This is a genomic window from Pantoea sp. NGS-ED-1003 (genome assembly GCF_000738765.1).
GTDB classification, from domain to species: domain Bacteria; phylum Pseudomonadota; class Gammaproteobacteria; order Enterobacterales; family Enterobacteriaceae; genus Pantoea; species Pantoea septica.
In genome coordinates, this window is the sequence record NZ_JPQA01000003.1 from 271,606 (window position 1) to 289,832 (window position 18,227).

Genomic DNA, 18,227 nt, shown 5'->3' on the forward strand with positions numbered 1-18,227 from the left:
ACTCCACGGGTACGCGTGACGGGCGCGCCGTCACCGGTAAAAAGCTGAACGCTTAGCGCTCACGCACTACTGTCCGCCAGGCAGATACTGCTCTGGCATCGGCGAGCCGGGAAACCACTTCTGATAAAGCTGTTTCCAGGTGCCATCCTGCATGGCGGCCTTGATGGCGCTGTCGAGCGCGGCCTTGAATGCCGGTTTGTTTTTGGCGATGGCGACGCCCGCCGGGGCGTCGAACGACGGAATATCGGCGGCGGAAATTAGCTTGAAGCGCGCGGCGTAGCTTTTGGCGGCTTCGTAGTCGAGGAAGACCGCGTCCAGCGTGCCGTTGTTGAGCGCCGAGACGGCGGCGTTGTTGTCGGGAAAGCGCACCAGGTCGGTCTGGGTGAAGTGCTGCACCGCGTAGCTCTCCTGCAGCGTGCCCTGAATCACCCCCAGGCGGCGCTTCGCCAGCGTCTCGACGTTCTTCACGCCGCTGTCGCTGCGCGTCAGCACCGTCAGGTAGCCCGCCAGATAGCCGGTAGAAAAGTCCACGGTCTTTTCGCGCGCCGGGGTAATGCCGATGGCGGCGACGGCGGCGTCGAACTGACCGTTGGCGACGGCGGGCAGGATGGCGGAGAAATCCTGCCCGACGAAATCGACCTGATCGATGCCCATGCGGTGCGCCACGTTTTTAAAGAACTCCACGTCGAAGCCGGTGAACTGGCCGCTGGCGTCGGTGAAGGTATAGGGTTTGGAGTCGCCCACGCTGGCGATGCGCAGGTGGCCAGGCTCCAGCAGGCCGTAGGGGTTATCGCTGCTGGCCGCCAGCGTACTGAAGGAGAACGAACAGAGTGCGATTGCGGCGCCGCACAGGGCGCTCAGGTGAATTGGCGATTTCATAGCTCATCCGTTTTTGCAGGTTAAACATCAGAGACGGTCGAGCCGGTAATAATAGTGTTTTGAGACCGGTCTCAACGCAGGTGGCGACAAGAGAACAGTTGTTGTGAGACCGGTCTCAAGGCGATACAATGAGTTTAAGCACAGCCTTTTTTCAACGTCAATCTCTCTGTCATCAACCTGTGATTCGAATTAATTATGACCAACCAGAAAGCACGCATTAAAGCGCCCACCGTCGCCGATGTCGCCCGGGCGGCCAGCGTATCGAAAGCGCAGGCGGCCAGGGCGCTCGGCGGTTACGGCGCCGTCAGCGAAGAGGTCCAGACGCGAGTCAATCAGGCGGCGGCGGCGCTGGGTTACCGGCCCAACGAGGTGGCGCGCACCATGAACACCGGCCGCTCCAACACCATCGGCGTGATTGTCGGCGATATCGAGAACCCGCACTTCGGGCTGGCGCTGCGCGGCATGGCTGACGTAGCGCGCCAGGCGGGCTTTCATCTGCTGCTGGGCAACAGCGACGAGAAGCTGCAGGCCGAGCAGGATGCGGTGCGCGTGATGCTGGAGAAACGAGTCGACGGCATCATCGTCGCGCCCAGCCACTCGGCGCGCGAAAAAAATGGTCATCTGCTGCAGGTGCTGGAAGAGGGGCGCGCGCTCCGGCTGTTCGATCGCGCGGTCATCGGCCTCGATGTTGAAGCGATCTGCTGCGATTTCACCGCCGTGGCGCGTGAGGCGACGCAGCGGCTGCTGGCGGCCGGACACGAGCGCATCGCCTACATCACCAGCATGGAGCTGGAGGGCGCCTACCGCGACGCCGCGGACTTTGGCCTGACGCCGGTGGCGCAGCGCGTCGGCGGCATCATGGACGCTTTTGCGGCGGCCGGTCGGGACTACGATACGTCGCTGATCCAGGCGAACGCCGGCGACGACGCGCAGATTGCGCGCATCGTCGAGTCGCTGTGGCAGCGCGCCGCGCCGCCGACCGCGATTATCGCCTCGGACAGCCTGGTCGCCATGTCGCTGCTGCGCGCCGTGGCGCAGCGCGGGCTGCGCATTCCGCAGGATATCTCCTTTATCATGTACGACAACTTTCCCTGGAGCGAAATCGTCGCGCCGCCGCTGACGGTGGTGGCGCAGCCGGTCTATGAAATGGGCCGTGAAGCGGCGCGCCGCCTGATCGCCGATATTCGCGGCGAGCGCGTCGGACCGCTGCCCGCTTTCGGCGCCGAGCTTATCCTGCGGCACTCCATCGCCGCGCCCGCTCAGTAGCTGCTGCGCGGCGCCCGCGCCAGCAGCCGACCAATCTGCCGCACGCCCGCCTTAAGCTGCGCGCCGCTGGTGTTGCCGTAGCCCAGCACCAGCCCGCGCAGCGGCGTCTCCTCCGCGCAGTAGCTGGAGAGAGCGGCGGGCGCGTAGCCCGCCTGCCACAGCTGCGCCGCCAGCGCGACGTCGTCGATCTCGTCCGCCAGCCGCAGCACCAGATGCATGCCGCACTCGCCGCCCAGCAGCGGAACCTGCTCGCCCAGCGTCTCCTGCAGCGCCTGCCGCAGCGTCTGCTGCCGCTGCCGGTAAAGCCGACGCATCTTGCTGAGATGCCGCGTGAAGTCGCCGCTGGCGATAAAGGCGGCCAGCGCCTGCTGCTCAAGGCGATTGCCGCCGCGCAGCAGCTCGTGCAGCGCCGGGCGCAGCGGCGTCGCCAGCGTGGCGGGCAGCACCATAAAGCCCAGCCGCAGCGCCGGAAACAGCGTCTTGCTGAACGATCCGATATAGATAACCGGCGCGCCGGGCGTCATGCCCTGCATCGCGCCGATCGGCTCGCCGACGTAGCGAAAATCGCCGTCGTAGTCATCCTCGATAATCCACGCCTGATGCGCCTGCGCCTGGGCGAGCAGCGCCAGCCTGCGCGCCGCGCTCATTACCGCGCCGGTCGGGTACTGGTGGGTCGGCGAGCAGAAGATCAGGCGCGGCGGGGCGCTCTGCCACAGCCGCTCATCGGGCGCTAATCCCTGTTCGTCCACCGCCACCGCCTGCACGCGCAGGTTGCCTGCCAGCATGGCGGCTTTCGCGCCGCGATAGCCGGGATCTTCTACCCAGCCGGTATCGCCAGGGTTGCTGAGCAGGGTGACGCAGAGCGACAGCGCCTGCTGCGCGCCCTCGGTAATCACGATCTGCTGCGGCTGGCAGCGCACGCCGCGCGTCAGGCTGAGATGCTGCGCCAGCGCCGCGCGCAGCGCTATCTCGCCCAGCGGATCGCCATAGCCCAGCAGCCGCTGCGGCGTGTCGTTCAGCACGCGGTTAAGGGCGCGTCGCCACGCGGCGAAGGGAAAGTGCGTCAGCGCGGGCACCCCGGCGCGCAGCGGCATCTCTTCGCTGCTGTAGCGATGGCCGGAGCGCAGCATCGCCACGCGCTCGGCCACCGGCGCCTGGCTGCCGACGTCATCGGCGGCCTGTGCGGGCAGCGCAATCGGGCTGACGCGGCTGCCCTGGCGATCGCTAATCAGGTAGCCTTCCGCCTGCAGCTGCGTCCAGGCGTTAATCACCGTATTGCGCGACACCTGGAGATCCTGCGCCAGCTGGCGCGTCGCGGGCAGCCGCGTGCCGGCCGGAAGCTGACCCGCGAGAATCGCGCGCTTTACGCGCTGGCAGAGCTGCTGCTGCAGGGTTTCGCCGCCGCGCAGCGCGAGCGGGGCGGAGAGCAGCTGGACGGGCGAGGTCGAACGGGCGTCGGGCATGCGTGGATCCATCATTCTCTCAGGCTGTGGAGCTTTTTAGCCTACCAGAAAAGCGGCACGCTCAGGTGACCACAACAAGGAGATGCTATGTCGCACACCACCAATGAATATGGCCAGCCGGTCGGCCAGCCGTTAACGGACTGGCAGCCGCGTCCGCTGCCGCAGCGCGAAACGCTGGAGGGCCGCTACTGTCGTCTTGAGCCGTTAAGCGTGGCGCAGCACGGCGACGCGCTGCGCCACGCTTATGCGCTGGCGCCGGATGGCCGCGACTGGACCTATCTGTTCGCCGGTCCCTTTGCCAACGAGGCGGAATGGCTCAGCTATGCGCAGCAGATGGAAAGCAGCCGCGATCCGCTGCACTTCGCGGTGATCGATCTTGAAAGCGGGCGCGCCGTAGGCACGCTGGCGCTGATGCGCATCGCGCCCGAGCACGGCGTAATCGAAGTCGGGCACGTCGCCTTTTCGCCGCTGCTGAAGCGCACGCGCCAGGCGACCGAAGCGCACTTTCTGCTGATGCGCTACGCCTTCGAACAGCTCGGCTACCGCCGTTACGAGTGGAAGTGCGACAGCCTGAACGCGCCTTCGCGCCGCGCCGCCGCCCGGCTCGGTTTTCAGTATGAAGGGGAGTTCCGTCAGGCGATCGTCTATCGCGGCCGCACGCGTGATACCCACTGGTTCTCGATCATCGACAGCGAATGGCCGCAGGTGAAGCAGGGCTTCGCGCGCTGGCTGGCGGCGGATAACTTCGGGGCCGACGGACAGCAGCGCGAAACGCTGGAAGCGCTGCGCCAGCGCCCCTGATCTAGCTCTGCGGCACGATGCGAATATCCACCATGCCGATGCCCAGCCGACGCGGATCCTGGCCGGTAATATTGCCCAGATTGCTCTGCTGCGGCTCCGGCGGCGCGATGGTCAGCGTATGCTCGCCTGCCGGATTAGTGAAGTGCAGGGTGGTGGTGGAGAGCTCTTCGCCCAGCGTCAGCAGCTGCTCCCGATCGCCGACGCGCACCGGAATCGGGCGGTGCGCGTTGGGCCCGAAGGCGCGCGCGGTGATCACCAGGTCAAAGCGCGCGGGCAGCGGATCGACATATTCAATCTTAACCTCCGGCGCCAGGTTGGCGTTGGACCAGCGGCCCCAGTTTTCCCAGCGCGAGATGCCGCTGAACCGCTTCACGCTGGCCGGCGCGCCCGGCACCGCGAACAGAAAGCGGTCGGCGTCGTAGCGAATATCGTTATCTTCAACGCGCAGCAGCGACTCATTACGCTGGTAGTTCGCCGGGCTCAGCGCCGTCTGCGGAAACTGCGCCTGGCCTTTCCACTGCGCTTTATCGATGCGCACGACGCTCGGCTGACCGCCCAGCTGCCCCATCGCCACGCAGAAGTCGGTGGAGAGCGCCAGCTCCGGCTGCCACAGCCGCGCCATACGGAAGCAGCGATCGACCCAGACGAACTTCTCGCTGGCGGTGAAGTCCGCCAGCTGGTAGCGCAGCGGCGCGGCATATTCTCCTTCCGGCAGCGGCTCGACGTGGTTCTCGGCGACGCGGAACAGGATTGGCAGCCGGAACGTCGCGCCGGAAAAGCTGAAGCTGTTTTTCGCCGTATCGATAACGAAACGATCGAGCTTTTTCGGGAAGTTCCACAGCTGAATGATATCCGCCTTCCAGCGGCTGATATGGCTCTGAAAATCGGTGAGCTGGCCCGCCAGCGTCGCGCCCGCGAGGCTGCTGCGACCGAGGCCGATCGCCTTATCGCCGCCGAGGATATCGAGCACCGTCGCGCCGTTATCCAGCGTGCTGCGCGGCCGATCAATCACCTCTGCCTGCGGCCGATCGCCGCGGATCACCATAAAGAGATCGCGGCGCGGCTGCTTGATCAAATACTGATGGGCGGTGTTGTTCATCGCCAGATGATCTGAAGTCACCACGATCACGGTGTTTTTAAAGTAAGGCGACGCCTGGATGCGGGCGATCAGCCGCGCCACATGCTCCTGCGAACAGGCCACCGCGCTGAACGACTGGTTAGGCTTGCCCTCGTAGCTGTAGCTTTTACGCTGGCAGCTGCGCGACACGAAGCCGTCGGGATGGTGCGTATCCACGGTCAGAGCAAACAGGGCGAAGCGTTTCTGCTGGCGCGACAGCGCCTCATACTTCTCGAACACCTCATCCATCACCGTATCGTCGTAGTAGCCCCAGTTGTTGCGGTAGGCGGGATCGGCGACGCGATCTTTCAGCTCCTGCGAGCCCACCATGTTAGCGGCATCGAAACCGTGCGATTTCAAAAAGATATCTTTACCGGCAAAGCGCAGATCCGCACCCTGAATAAACCAGTTCTCATAGCCGGAATTTTTCAGAATATCGCCGAGGCAGACGTTTTGCGGGTAGAAGCTGGAGAGCGCGGCGGAGGCGTTGCCGTCGAAGGGCGCGAACAGCGGGATGCCGCACTGCGAGGCGACCATGCCCGCGATGGTGTAGTCGGTGCCGGGCAGCTGCACGGTGTCGCTGAAATCCAGGCTCTGCGCCTTTTGCTGGCTCAACTCCGGCGTCAGACCGGGGAAAACCTGCTCGTCGAAGTAGGTGCGTTCCAGGCTTTCGCCGTAGATATAGACCAGATTGAGCTGCGGATTGTTGATGACCTTCTGCGGCACTTTGTAGTAGCTGTCGAAGTCGGAGTCCGCCAGCCGGGTGTGCGAGGCGACCAGGCTGGCGACCTGGCGAAACGCAGGCGTGGTCTGTACCGAGCCGGCGGCGCAGGCCACCGCCAGCAAACTCCAGCCGAGATGGTGCGGCCGCTCGTGGCGGCGCAGCAGCCAGCTCAGCAGGCAGATCAGCAAAAAGAGCAGCAGCAGCAGCCCGATGGCGGGCACCACATATTTACTGACGCCCGCGCCGGTCAGGCTGTTGGTCAGGGTATAGAGCACCGCATCGTTGATGCCGTCGCCGGTGAAGTAGTTGCTGGCGAAGAGCGTGGCGTTGAGCAGAACGAACAGCACCAGCAGAAGCAGCACAAAGGAAAACCAGAGCTTATGGCGACCGGCTTTCCACGAGTAAACGGCAATGGCCGCCAGAAACAGCGCCACTGAAACACATTCGGACAACGTCAAATCCTCTCTTGAAGTGAATGAGCGCTTCCTGCGCAGCCCGCGATGAGCATAGACAGACTGGCGTCAATCTATAATGGCTGTCATAGCGCTGCAACATATGCCGTCTGAATTGTGCAGTGGGTAATCTTTCAGAGAGAAAAGCAGGCGACGGCCGCGCTGGCCGTCGCTGATAGCGGAGAAAAACGGCGGGAAATCAAAGCCGACCGGTAAGGTATTGCGCTTCGCCGTCGGCGAAGCTCCAGTCGCCTTTGTCATTGGTAATAAAGCTGATCATCAGATCCTGGCCCTGCACGCCGCAGCTTTCGCGCAGCTCGCGCGCCAGCTCCGCCATAAAGCGCTGTTTCTGTTCGGCGCTGCGCGGGCTGGTATAGACGCGCACCATCACCAGGTTATCGCTGCGGCTAAAGCCGAGGCCGGTATCCTGGAAAACCATCTGGTAAGCCTTGTTTTCGTGAACAATCTGATAGCGGTCGCGCTCCGGTACCTGAAAGGCGGTCAGCACCGCGCGGTGCGCCGCGTCCAGCAGCGTGCGCAGTTCAGATTCGGAACGTCCCTGGATCACGTCGAATTGCAGTAGCGGCATCGGTTTCTCCTGTTGAGGGCATCATTTAGGTATGCTGTACGTTGGCTGACGGCGTGCTGATGCGGCTAAGATGGCCGCATACCGGCGCTGACAGTGCGTTGCTGTGACCGTTATCCTGACCTTTTAAGCGGCAAAGAAAAAGCGCCCCTGCTGAATTGATTATTCAATATAGTGAACAATGCATGATGAAAGAAATAAAAACGGACGCGCTCTGGACCCATCTGCACTGGCTGCTGGTGCTGGCGGAGCAGGGCAGCTTTACCCGCGCGGCGGAGCGGCTCGAGGTGAGCAAAGCGGCGATGAGTCAGAGGATTAAAGAGCTGGAGCAGGCGGCGGGCACGGCGCTGGTGCAGCGCACCACGCGCAGCGTCCGGCTGACGGCGGCGGGCGAAAAGCTGGTGGAGGAGCTGCGCGACCCTTTCGCGCGTATCGAGCAGAGCTTCTTCGGCGTGCGCGACGCCGCCGGACCGGTGCGCGGGCTGGTGAGAGTCACCGCGCCGGTGGCGTTCGCGCGCCAGCAGCTGGTGCCGATCGTCGGGGATTTTCTGCGCGCCTGGCCGCACATCCGGCTGCAGCTCGACGTGACGGATCGCCTCGTCTCGCTCAGCAGCGAAGGGTTCGATCTGGCGATTCGCCACAGCAGCGCGCTGCCGGACACCCACGTCGCGCTGCCGCTGTGCGAAACGCGCACGCTGCTGGTGGCTTCGCCGGGCTATCTGGCGGCGCACGGCACGCCGCAGACGCCGCATCAGCTGGCGCAGCACAACTGCTTATACTATCCGCGCGGCGTGGAAACCCCGCGCTGGACCTTTGTCGACGCGGCGCAGGAGCGGGTGCAGGTGAGCGTGCAGGGCAGTTTCGCCACCAACAACAGCGAATCGATACGCGATGCGGCGCTACAGGGGCTGGGCATCGCCATGCTGCCGGACTTCAGCGCCCGCGAGGCGCTCGCCCGCGGCGCGCTGCGGCAGGTGCTGCCGCGCTGGCGAGCCGTGGAGGCCTTTGCGGAGACGCTCTGGATCGTCAGGCCATACGCCGCGCAGGTGCCGCGCGCGGTCACGACCTTTACGCACTGGCTACGCGCGCGCTTTGTCGACGCCTGACGGCAGCGCCAGCGTCGGGCGCGTCGGCGTCTGCATCATTTCGCCCAGCAGGCTGGCGCGGTTATAGAGGCCGATACGCAGGTTAAAGTCGAGGTGCAGCCGCTCGTCGCCGCTCAGGCGGATAATGGGCGGCGGGGTTTGCGGCCGCTGACGAAACAGCACCGAACAGGCGAACGCGTCGCTGTTGCCGGCGTGCAGCTGCTGATAAAACCAGGCGTTGGCCTCTGCTTTGCGCAAGTGGAAATTGACGCGGCGATACTCTTTTACCGCCACCTGCTGCGCCAGCGACAGCACCGCCTGCGCCGGGTGGTGAATTTTCTGCACGATAAGCGGATAGTCGTCGCGCTTCTTCAAATCGTTAATATAGTTCTGCACGCCGAGATTTTTAACCGGCGCCAGCTGCTTCAGCCATTCGCGAATAAAGGCGTTGCCCGGCGCGGCGGCAATAAACCAGCCTTCGATAACCGGCGACAGGAAATTAAGCGTGCTGTTCTCGCGATAATAGCCAATAACGTCCATCGGCTTATCCTGCTGAACCTGGTGCACCCAGTCGAGCTTCTCAAATAACAGCGTCCCGCAGTCGATGCCGATGCCGCCGAAGCGGTGCAGCAGCTCCAGCCGGATAATTTCGCTTTTATGCGCTGACGTCAGATCGGCGGAGATAAACGCCATCTCCGGCAGCCACTGCGCCAGCGTGCTCTGCGTCACCAGATGCAGCGTGTGGTCGGGATTATCCTGACGCAGCTGATTGATATTCAGGCGCAGCGACGGCGGCAGCTGGTCGTCGAGCCAGACCATCCAGATGGTTTTCGGGATCGCCGCAGGCGCTTTCTCGGCGGAGAGGATCACCAGATTCTCCTCCTGGCTGGCATCATATTCCGGCGCAAAGAGGGCGCTGTGCTTTTTTTTCTGCCACAGCATTTGACTGCTGAAAGAGACGCGTTTCCAGCTGCGCCAGAGAGAGTGTGCAGGATGTTGACGGTATGGATTCATGAGGCACCTGTTATTTTGATTATTGCGGCGGAGGTTTCCCCGGTGAGGCGTAGCGCAGCGCGCGCATTCATCTCCTCACGACTGTGTATAAAATCTCTTCATCAGTTTAATAAAGCATTATTTATATGCGCGCTACGACTTTTGCTGAATTTCAGATAATCCGGAAAGCGGCAGGCCATATTGTCGATTATCGCCTTACCGTCTGCCTTATATTTAAATAAGCTGATTTATCTCTTTATTTATCGCCGCGGCTAAAGATAATCCTGGTTTTTATCTCTGCGCTGCAGAAATAACAGGGGCTGGCTGATTATTTCATCGCGCCTGAGGATTATGACGCTTGTTTAACCGTGCTGATGTATTGATCCGGGGATGGTGGCATAAGCGCAGTTGTCTACGCTTAAGGAAGGCTTACTGAGAAAAGGAGTCGCTATGTCTGAACCCACCCGCGAATTACTGGCGGTCGATAAGCAAGGCAATCGCGTGCTGTTTCTCAATCCCGAGACCTTTGCCGTCGCGCGCGAGCTCAACGCTTTTCCGCCGCGTCCGCATGAGCTGCTGATGCTGCCGGCGTGGCAAAAAGCCTATGTGCCGATCTACGGCGATGGCGCGCACGGTGACAATCCGCATCCGGGCCACAAAGTAGCGGTAATCGATCTGGCGAAGCGCGAAATCAGCGGCTTTATCGATCTTTCGCCGCTGCGCGCGCCGCATAGCGGTCAGCTGGGGCGCGACGGCAAGGTTTATCTCTGCTGCGAAAGCAGCGCGGCGGTGGCGGTAATCGATCCGGCGACCGACCGGGTGGAAAAAACCATTCCCGTTCCTTCGCATAACGCTCACCGCCTGACGCTCTCGCCCAGCGGCCGCAAGCTGTTTACCGAAAATGAAGAGGACGCCAGCATTACCGTGGTGGATCTGTGCGAAGCGGAAGGGCGGGTGATCGATACGATACTGCTGCCAGGCCCTATCGCCGGCATCGCGGCGTCGCCGAAGCACCCCTATCTGGTGGCCAGCGCGGCGGATGCGCCTTATCTCTACGTTATCGACCGCCAGAGCCACCGCGTGCGCCAGCGGCTGGCGCTGCCGGGACACCAGCAACCTTGTCAGGTGGTGCGTTTCAGCGCGAACGGCGAGCGGCTGGTGGCGATAGGCGATGGCGAGCCGATCATTACGCTGTTCGACGATCTGCTCAATCCGCTGGGCGATATTCCGGTAGGAAACAAACCCATGGACGGCTGTTTTAGCCCCGATAATCAGCAGTTGCTGATCGCCAATGAAGGCGACGGCACCTTAAGCGTGGTCGATCTGGCGCAGAATCGCGTTATCGCCACGCCGCGCGTCGGCACCGGCTGCGAGGTGCTGAGCTTTTTCGATCTGGTCAGATAAAAGGGCGGTGATAGATCGCGGAGCTCCAGTGGCGGCTGCTGGCGTGTTTTTCCGCCTGCCAGCCGCGCTTGCGCAGTTCGCGCGCGATCATTTTATTCATCAGGCCATGGCCGAGCAGCAGCACCGTGCCCTGCTCCGACAGCGTAATGAGCCGATCGGCGGCGCGCGCGGCGCGTTCGCGCGCCCGCAGCAGCGACTCGCTTTCGCCTGCATAGCCGCACAGCCACAGCATGCGCAGCAGCGCCAGCCAGAGCGCAGCCGGCATTTCAAGGCGGCGCGAGGCGATCAGCGGAACCGAGATTTCGCTGAACAGCGCATCGATGTGGATCGGCTGCAGGCCGAGCCGCGTCAGCGAAGAGCGCGCGCGCGGCAGCGGGCTGCAGACAATCACCGACGCCTGACGTGCGATGGTCAGGCTGCGCTCGGGCGGCATGTCGCACACCGGCGCCATGTCATACGCCTCGCACCAGTCGGCCAGCCCCTGGGCGCTGAGCCGACCAGCGGCGCGATGGTCCGGCTTGCCGTGTCGCATCAAGATAATGGTCATAGGACTCCTGCTTCGTTCTTCTCTTAGCCTAATGCAAAGCAGCGCAATGTTAAAACCTGACTTAACCTGACGAAACAGCCGAGGCTGTCATCCCCCCGTCATGTTTCCAGGCGATAACTCTGTGCGCTGCGCTTTAACAGGTTCCGGCCAGGTATTATTAAGGGAAAATGTTAAGTATCAAATGACACTGATTGAATTATGCGCGGTAAATTTATGTTAAGCTTATGTATTATATATATAAATTGGTTTTAAACCCTTGCGGAGCTGTATGATTTTTAACAGTTATGGCTAAATTTACTTGATTTATCTACGCGCGTAGATAAACTGGCCCTCAGTGATTACTCGCGGCGGACGATGCGAGAAAGGCCCAGTAGGTTTAGTGCTTTGCCTGCTTTTAAACGACCGGTGATTAACATCGGCAGAGCAGGCAAAGTCAGAGATTCCAACACCAGGGAATCCTTTACTGACCGCAACAAGGGTTAGCCAACCAGTACATCGCCACCCGGGGAGTTCTGATTGCTATCAAAGAACCGTCCCACGGAAGGGCGTTCACGATCACTGAAACAGGGAAATGGTATGACGGCACAACACTCCGTTGAGCGCGATTCCACGCGTTTGCACTCCGCCGCCGATGAGCGGCTGACCACCTCTTCCGGGCGCAAAGATTTCTGGCGCGCCACCTTATCCTGCTGGCTCGGCACGGCGATGGAGTATGCGGACTTCGCGCTCTATGGCCTGGCGGCGGGCATTATCTTCGGCGATGTTTTCTTCCCTCAGGCGACGCCTGCGATGGCGCTGCTCTCCAGCTTCGCCACCTGGTCGGTCGGGTTTATCGCGCGTCCTATCGGCGCGGTGCTGTTCGGCTGGATCGGCGATCGCAAAGGGCGAAAAACGGTCATGATCATCACCATTATTCTGATGGGCGCTTCCACTACCTTGATCGGCCTGATCCCCAGCTACGCTGCTATCGGCGTCTGGGCGCCTGCCTGCCTGGTGCTGTTACGGTTTACCCAGGGGCTGGGCGCCGGCGCGGAGCTTTCAGGCGGTACGGTCATGCTGGGCGAATATGCGCCGGTCGAGCGGCGCGGGCTGGTCTCGTCAGTGATTGCTTTAGGCTCCAACAGCGGCACGCTGCTCGCCGCGCTGGTGTGGCTGGCGGTGGTGCAGATGGATCAAGAGAGCCTGCTGGCCTGGGGATGGCGCATTCCTTTCCTCAGCAGCGTGCTGATCGCCCTGGCGGCGCTCTGGATCCGTCGCCATCTGCGCGAAACCCCGGTGTTTGAGCGCAGAAAGCAGGAGCTGGAAGCGGAACGCGCCGCGGCGCGCGACGCACAGCCGGTGGCGGACGCGCGCGGATTCTGGACGCGCACGCGCGCTTTCTGGACGCTGGTCGGCCTGCGTATCGGCGAAAACGGCCCTTCTTATCTGGCGCAGGGCTTTATGGTCGGCTATGTGGCGAAGGTGCTGATGGTCGATAAATCGGTGCCGACCACGGCGGTCTTTATCGCCTCGGTGCTGGGCTTTGCGGTGATCCCGCTGGCGGGCTGGCTCTCGGATCGCTTCGGCCGCCGCATCACCTATCGCGGCTTTTGCCTGCTGCTGATGTTCTACGCCTGGCCTGCCTTTTATCTGCTCGACAGCCGCGAACCGGCCATCGTGATTCCGGTGATTGTGGTCGGCATGGCGCTGGCGTCGCTCGGCATCTACGGGGTACAGGCCGCGTGGGGTGTAGAGCTGTTCGGCGTTAAACATCGCTATACGAAAATGGCGGTAGCCAAAGAGCTGGGCTCGATTCTGTCGGGCGGCACCGCGCCGCTGCTGGCGGCGGCGATGCTCTCCTGGAGCGGTCACTGGTGGCCGATAGCGGTCTACTTCTCCGCGATGGCGGCTATCGGTTTCTTCACGACCTTTGTCGCGCCAGAGACGCGAGGGCGCGATCTCAATCTGCCGGAAGACGCCATCTAGTGCGGCGTCGCTTCCCGCGCGCTAACGAGCAGGCCGTGATGATTCACGGCCTTTCGTGTTTACATCGGGAGCTAAAAGCTTGAAACAGCCGTCAGGCAAAGTCACACGCAGCGACGTGGCAAAAATGGCCGGCACATCGGTGGCGGTGGTCAGCTACGTCATCAACAACGGTCCGCGTCCGGTGGCGGAAAGCACGCGTCAGCGCGTGCTGGAGGCCATCCGGCTGACCGGCTATCGCCCCAACGGCGTGGCGCGCGCCCTGGCGTCGGGCAGCACCAAAACCTATGGGCTGATCGTGCCGAATATCGGCAATACTTTCGTCGCCTCTATGGCGCACGTTTTGCTGCAGGCCTCGCTGGATCATGGTCACGTGATGCTGCTCGGCGACGCGGGCGACGACCGTCAGCGCGAGCTGGAGCTGATCCACAGCCTGCTGAACCGTCAGGTCGACGGCCTGTTTTACAACAGCGTCGACCGCCATCCCTATATCGATGTGATTCAGGCCAGCGGCACCCCGTTTGTCATGCTGGATCGCGTCGAGCCGCAGCCCGGCGTCAGCATGCTGCGCGTCGATGAACGACAGGCGGCGTTTCAGGTCACCTCCCATTTGCTCAGCCACGGCTATCGGCAGGTCGGCATCATCAGCGGGCCGCTGGAGATGCTTAACGCGCAGGATCGTATTCAGGGCTGGCGCGATGCGATGGCGGCGCACAGGACGCCGGTCGATGAGGCGCTGATCTTTCCCGCCAGCTATACGCGGCAGGGCGGCTACGAAGCGGCGCAGCGCATGCTGGCCGGTCCCGGCGCGCCGCGCGCGCTGTTTGCCAGTAACGAAGGGCAGGCGATCGGCGCGATTCGCGCTTTCTCCGAGCACAACATTCGCGTGCCGCAGGATGTGGCGCTGGTCTGTTTCAACGGCACCGATCAGTCCGCTTTCCATGTGCCGACCTTAACCACCGTGCGCCAGCCGCTGCGGGATATGGCGCGCTGCGCCATCGGCATGCTGCAAAACTGGGACGGCGAGGCGAAGCTGCATGAGTTTCCGCACTACCTTGAAATCGGCGAATCCTGCGGCTGTACGCCGCACATTAAAACCAACGCGACGACAACATGAAAAGAGTGATTATTGACTGCGATCCGGGCAACGGCATCCCCGGCGCCAATACCGACGACGGTCTGGCGCTCGCGCTGGCCCTTGCTTCGCCAGCGCTGTCGGTGGAGCTGATCGCCACCGTCGCAGGCAATACGCCGAGCGACATCGGCGCGCAGGTAACGAAAGATCTGCTGACGCGCCTCGGCTCGGCCATTCCGGTGGTGCAGGGCGCCGCTCAGGCGCTGAAAGAGGATCATGCGCCCTGGCGCGCGGCGCTCGATAACCGCGTAGAGCAGCTCGATATGGTCAGGCTGTGGCAGGGCGTGCGCGCGCCAAAGCCGATGGCGGCGGACGGCTACGATGCGGCCGAGGCCATCGGCAGGCTGATTTGCGACAACCCCGGCGAAATTACCCTGGTGGCGCTCGGCCCGCTGACCAACGTAGCCATGGCGCTGCAGCGCTATCCGGCGATGGCGGAAGCGGTGGCCGAGATTGTGGTGATGGGCGGCGTATTCGCGCTGGACGACTACATCAAAGATACCAATTTTGGTCTCGATCCCGAGGCGGCGCATCAGGTGCTACACAGCGGCGCGGCTATCACGCTGGCGCCGATGGACGTGACCACGCAGACGCTGCTGACCCATCAGGATCTGTCACGCATCACCGCCAGCGATCATCCGCTCTCTCATTTCGTGCGCGACACGCTGCGTCCGTGGATCGATTACTCTATCCGCACCCGCAATCTGCCGGGCAGCTGGATCCATGACGCGCTGGTGGTCGCCTGGCTGCTGAATCAGCGCGTGGCGAACGGCACCGACTACCGCGTGGATATCGAACTGCGTCCGGGCGCGACGCGCGGCAAAAGCTGGCGCTACCGCACGCCGCTGCGCGTCGACGTCGGCATCCCTGTCGACAGCGGCGCGCTGGTCCATGTGCTGCACCACGTCGATAACGCGCTGCTGCTGGAAATCCTCGAACAGGCCCTGACGCAGCTGAAACGCTAATCCTCAGGACGATTCCCTCGACGTGACATGCGCCGACACCCTTAGTTACATCCTGACGTCAGGGATGCCAGCATTTGAACGCGCTCGCGTTTAGCAAAGTGCTATAAACAAAACGTTAACAATATCGTAACCGTCTCGGCGGTTACGCCTCTTTCTTTCGGACCTTTATCCGAATGGCACTGACAGGATACGTTTATGTTTAACTGGACCCCGACCCAGCGGAATGTGGCGTTTGCCAGCTTCGCCAGCTGGACGCTGGACGCGTTTGACTTTTTTATACTGGTGTTTGTTTTAAGCGACCTCGCGCAATACTTTCACGCCTCGGTTTCAGAGGTGTCGATCGCGATTATGCTGACGCTGGCGGTGCGCCCGATCGGCGCGCTGCTGTTTGGACGGCTGGCGGAAAAATATGGCCGTCGGCCGATTCTGATGCTCAATATCGTGCTGTTTTCCCTGTTTGAACTGCTCTCCGCCTGGTCGCCGAGCTTCAGCGCCTTTCTCGGCTTTCGCATTATTTACGGCGTGGCGATGGGCGGCATCTGGGGCGTCGCCTCGTCGCTGGCGATGGAGACCATTCCCGACCGCTCGCGCGGGCTGATGTCCGGCATCTTTCAGGCGGGCTATCCGTGCGGCTATCTGCTGGCCTCAGTGATCTTCGGGCTCTTTTTCGACGCGGTAGGCTGGCGCGGCATGTTCCTGATCGGCGCGCTGCCGATTTTGCTGCTGCCGTTTATCTACTTCAAAGTGCCGGAGTCGCCGGTCTGGCTGGCGGCGCGCGAGCGCCAGGAGAGCAGCGCGCTGCTGCCGATCATCCGCCAGCACTGGAAAATGTGTCTCTACCTGGTGCTGCTGATGGCCTGTTTCAACTTCTTCAGCCACGGCACCCAGGATCTCTATCCCACCTTCCTGAAGGTGCAGCATCAGTTCGACGCGCACACCGTCAGCCTGATCGCCATCAGCTACAACATCGCGGCGATGCTGGGCGGCGTCTTTTTTGGTGCGCTGTCGGAGCGTATCGGGCGTAAAAAGGCGATTATGCTGGCGTCGCTGCTGGCGCTGCCGGTGCTGCCGCTCTGGGCCTTCTCCAGCGGTTCCTGGGCGATTGGGCTGGGCGCGTTTCTGATGCAGTTTATGGTGCAGGGCGCATGGGGCGTGGTGCCGACGTATCTTACTGAGCTGGTGCCCGCCAACGCGCGCGCGGTGCTGCCGGGCTTCGTCTATCAGCTGGGCAATCTGATCGCCTCGGTCAACGCTACGCTGCAGTCGCGCATCGCCGAGGCGCATAACGGCAACTACGGTCTGGGGATGGCCATCGTCGCCGGTACGGTGGCGGTGCTAATCTGCCTGTTTGTCGCCTTCGGCCGCGAAACGCGCGGCATCGAAATATCAGGCGCGGTATCGAAGCTGACGCACTAGAGCGCTTCGCACACGTCTACCCACTGCGCCTGCGTCAGCTCGGCCATGCGCTGTGGGGTAATACGCACGGCGCTATGGACGGCGCCTGCGGCGGGCAGCACTTCGTCGAAGCGGCGCAGCGACTCGTCGCAGTACACCTTCAGCGGATTTTCCAGCCCGAACGGGCAGACGCCGCCGACCGGATGGCCGGTCCAGTTCACCACCTCATCGACGCTCAGCATGCGCGCCTTAGCGCCCAGCGCCGCTTTCAGCTTGCGGTTATCGAGCCGCGCATCGCCGCGCGTGACGATCAGCACCACCTCGTCTTTAACTTTCAGCGACAGCGTTTTGGCGATCTGTCCCGGCGCAACGCCGTGAACGCGCGCCGCCATCTCCACGGTAGCGGTGCTTTGCGACATCTCGATAATGTCGATATCAGGTGCGTGTTCGGCGAAAAACTGCCGTACCGACTCCAGGCTCATCTTTTTCTCCATGCAGGTCGAAGGCGTAAAAACTGCCACAAGGGAGAAAAAGTGTAAACGAGAGAAAAGGAGAAAGTGCGTCGGGAGACGGTTTTATACGCTGAGCGTGCAGTTGCCGCAGCGTTCGACGTCGGGAATACGGTAGCGCTGGCAGCAGCTGCGTCTGACCATCTCGCCGCCGCGCGGCAGCATAGTGCGGTAGAGCGGATTGTCGCTGCCGTCCTGCAGGCGGCTGATAAAAAAGAGCGTCTGCTCAAGCTGCAGAATCGTCGCTTCGTCCAGCAGGGTTTTCAGCTCGCCGAGAAACCAGTGAAAAGAGAAGCCCATATTATTCCAGACCAGCCTGGCGTTAATGCCGCCGTGCTGGGCGATGGCGTTCACCGCCGGGATCAGATGCTGCTGGATCAGGCGATCGATGCGCTGCGGCGCGGTAAGGTAGCGCGCCTCTTCATCTTCGTGCGTCGCGATCCAGAAGGCGCAAGGGTGGCCATGCTCGTGGAACTGAACGTGGATATGCTGCGGCGAGCAGTCGAGCGCGCGCGATTCCGCCAGCAGCGCCAGCATCAGCGGCGGCAGCAGCAGGCCGAAATACCACTGCGCCCAGAGCGACTGAACCGGCTTCGCCTCCTGGACAGCATCGGGATGCTGACGATAGAGATAGTCGCTGTAGCGCTGCGCCAGCGCAGGGAACTGTTCCGGGCTCGCCCACTCCGCCAGCGTCAGAGCGTCTGCGGGTGCGGCTTCATCAAGGTGGATGCTCTCCAGCATATAGGGGTGCTGCTCGCGCATCAGATCGCGCAGGGCGCGCGCCAGCGATCGATCGCCCTGCATAAAAATAGGCTGAGCGTACTGAAAGCGTTGAGATTGCTGCCTGATGTTCGCCATGCTGAATAACACGCCCTGGAAGCAGAGAAGAAAGAATGATAATCGTTCTTAGTCCTATTCACAAGTCGGCGGAAAGGCCGGCGCGG

Annotated in this window: 16 protein-coding genes; 8 read left to right on the top strand and 8 right to left on the bottom strand. The window is 62.3% G+C overall.

The annotated features are described in order from the left end of the window. Nucleotides 1-66: 66 nt before the first annotated feature. The gene (locus JS46_RS07505; protein WP_033749372.1) at nt 67-879 is read right to left on the bottom strand and encodes an ABC transporter substrate-binding protein; all 813 of its coding nucleotides are present in this window, start codon (nt 877-879) and stop codon (nt 67-69) included. A gap of 195 nt (nt 880-1,074) precedes the next feature. On the opposite strand from JS46_RS07505, the gene JS46_RS07510 reads away from it, so the two are divergent. Further along, nucleotides 1,075-2,145: a LacI family DNA-binding transcriptional regulator gene (locus JS46_RS07510; protein ID WP_033749373.1), complete on the top strand. Its 1,071-nt coding sequence runs from the start codon at nt 1,075-1,077 to the stop codon at nt 2,143-2,145. Here the strand turns inward: JS46_RS07510 and JS46_RS07515 are convergent. Further along, entirely contained in the window at nt 2,139-3,608 is a 1,470-nt protein-coding gene (locus tag JS46_RS07515; protein ID WP_033749374.1) for a PLP-dependent aminotransferase family protein, read from the bottom strand. The two genes, JS46_RS07510 and JS46_RS07515, sit on opposite strands and share 7 nt — an antisense overlap. Nucleotides 3,609-3,695: 87 nt before the next feature. On the opposite strand from JS46_RS07515, the gene JS46_RS07520 reads away from it, so the two are divergent. Continuing rightward, nucleotides 3,696-4,409: a GNAT family N-acetyltransferase gene (locus JS46_RS07520; RefSeq protein ID WP_033749375.1), complete on the top strand. Its 714-nt coding sequence runs from the start codon at nt 3,696-3,698 to the stop codon at nt 4,407-4,409. 1 nt (nt 4,410) lies between these two features. On the opposite strand, the gene opgB is transcribed toward JS46_RS07520, so the two are convergent. Together opgB and JS46_RS07530 are read right to left on the bottom strand one after the other, a co-directional pair. Further along, the gene (opgB, locus tag JS46_RS07525; protein ID WP_033749376.1) at nt 4,411-6,702 is read right to left on the bottom strand and encodes a phosphatidylglycerol--membrane-oligosaccharide glycerophosphotransferase; all 2,292 of its coding nucleotides are present in this window, start codon (nt 6,700-6,702) and stop codon (nt 4,411-4,413) included. 199 nt (nt 6,703-6,901) lie between these two features. Beyond that, on the bottom strand, nt 6,902-7,291 hold the full coding sequence (locus tag JS46_RS07530) for a tautomerase family protein (protein ID WP_033749377.1): 390 nt from the start codon (nt 7,289-7,291) through the stop codon (nt 6,902-6,904). 185 nt (nt 7,292-7,476) lie between these two features. On the opposite strand from JS46_RS07530, the gene JS46_RS07535 reads away from it, so the two are divergent. Beyond that, a complete protein-coding gene (locus JS46_RS07535) occupies nt 7,477-8,394 on the top strand; it encodes a LysR family transcriptional regulator (protein WP_033749643.1) in 918 nt (305 codons plus the stop codon). Here the strand turns inward: JS46_RS07535 and JS46_RS07540 are convergent. Continuing rightward, on the bottom strand, nt 8,368-9,387 hold the full coding sequence (locus tag JS46_RS07540) for a capsular polysaccharide synthesis protein (protein ID WP_033749378.1): 1,020 nt from the start codon (nt 9,385-9,387) through the stop codon (nt 8,368-8,370). The two genes, JS46_RS07535 and JS46_RS07540, sit on opposite strands and share 27 nt — an antisense overlap. Before the next feature lie 429 nt (nt 9,388-9,816). On the opposite strand from JS46_RS07540, the gene JS46_RS07545 reads away from it, so the two are divergent. Further along, nucleotides 9,817-10,770: a YncE family protein gene (locus JS46_RS07545; protein ID WP_033749379.1), complete on the top strand. Its 954-nt coding sequence runs from the start codon at nt 9,817-9,819 to the stop codon at nt 10,768-10,770. Here JS46_RS07545 and JS46_RS07550 read toward each other — a convergent pair. Continuing rightward, entirely contained in the window at nt 10,763-11,317 is a 555-nt protein-coding gene (locus tag JS46_RS07550) for a histidine phosphatase family protein (RefSeq protein ID WP_033749380.1), read from the bottom strand. The genes JS46_RS07545 and JS46_RS07550 overlap by 8 nt on opposite strands. Before the next feature lie 576 nt (nt 11,318-11,893). Here JS46_RS07550 and JS46_RS07555 point away from each other — a divergent pair. The 4 genes from JS46_RS07555 (at nt 11,894) to JS46_RS07570 (ending at nt 16,795) form a co-directional block, all read left to right on the top strand. After that, on the top strand, nt 11,894-13,282 hold the full coding sequence (locus tag JS46_RS07555; RefSeq protein WP_033749381.1) for an MFS transporter: 1,389 nt from the start codon (nt 11,894-11,896) through the stop codon (nt 13,280-13,282). A gap of 124 nt (nt 13,283-13,406) precedes the next feature. After that, the gene (locus JS46_RS22870) at nt 13,407-14,396 is read left to right on the top strand and encodes a LacI family DNA-binding transcriptional regulator (protein WP_051905596.1); all 990 of its coding nucleotides are present in this window, start codon (nt 13,407-13,409) and stop codon (nt 14,394-14,396) included. Then, complete coding sequence (locus JS46_RS07565) at nt 14,393-15,379, top strand: nucleoside hydrolase (RefSeq protein ID WP_033749382.1); 987 nt, start codon at nt 14,393-14,395, stop codon at nt 15,377-15,379. The genes JS46_RS22870 and JS46_RS07565 overlap by 4 nt, the downstream gene beginning before the upstream one ends. Nucleotides 15,380-15,574: 195 nt before the next feature. Beyond that, complete coding sequence (locus JS46_RS07570) at nt 15,575-16,795, top strand: MFS transporter (RefSeq protein WP_033749383.1); 1,221 nt, start codon at nt 15,575-15,577, stop codon at nt 16,793-16,795. Here the strand turns inward: JS46_RS07570 and JS46_RS07575 are convergent. Both JS46_RS07575 and fhuF read right to left on the bottom strand, forming a co-directional pair. Next, nucleotides 16,792-17,256 carry a YbaK/EbsC family protein gene (locus JS46_RS07575; protein ID WP_033749384.1) on the bottom strand — a complete coding sequence of 155 codons (465 nt, stop codon included), beginning with the start codon at nt 17,254-17,256 and terminating at the stop codon, nt 16,792-16,794. The two genes, JS46_RS07570 and JS46_RS07575, sit on opposite strands and share 4 nt — an antisense overlap. A gap of 93 nt (nt 17,257-17,349) precedes the next feature. Further along, entirely contained in the window at nt 17,350-18,141 is a 792-nt protein-coding gene (gene fhuF / locus JS46_RS07580) for a siderophore-iron reductase FhuF (protein ID WP_033749385.1), read from the bottom strand. Between the last annotated feature and the right edge of the window lie 86 nt (nt 18,142-18,227).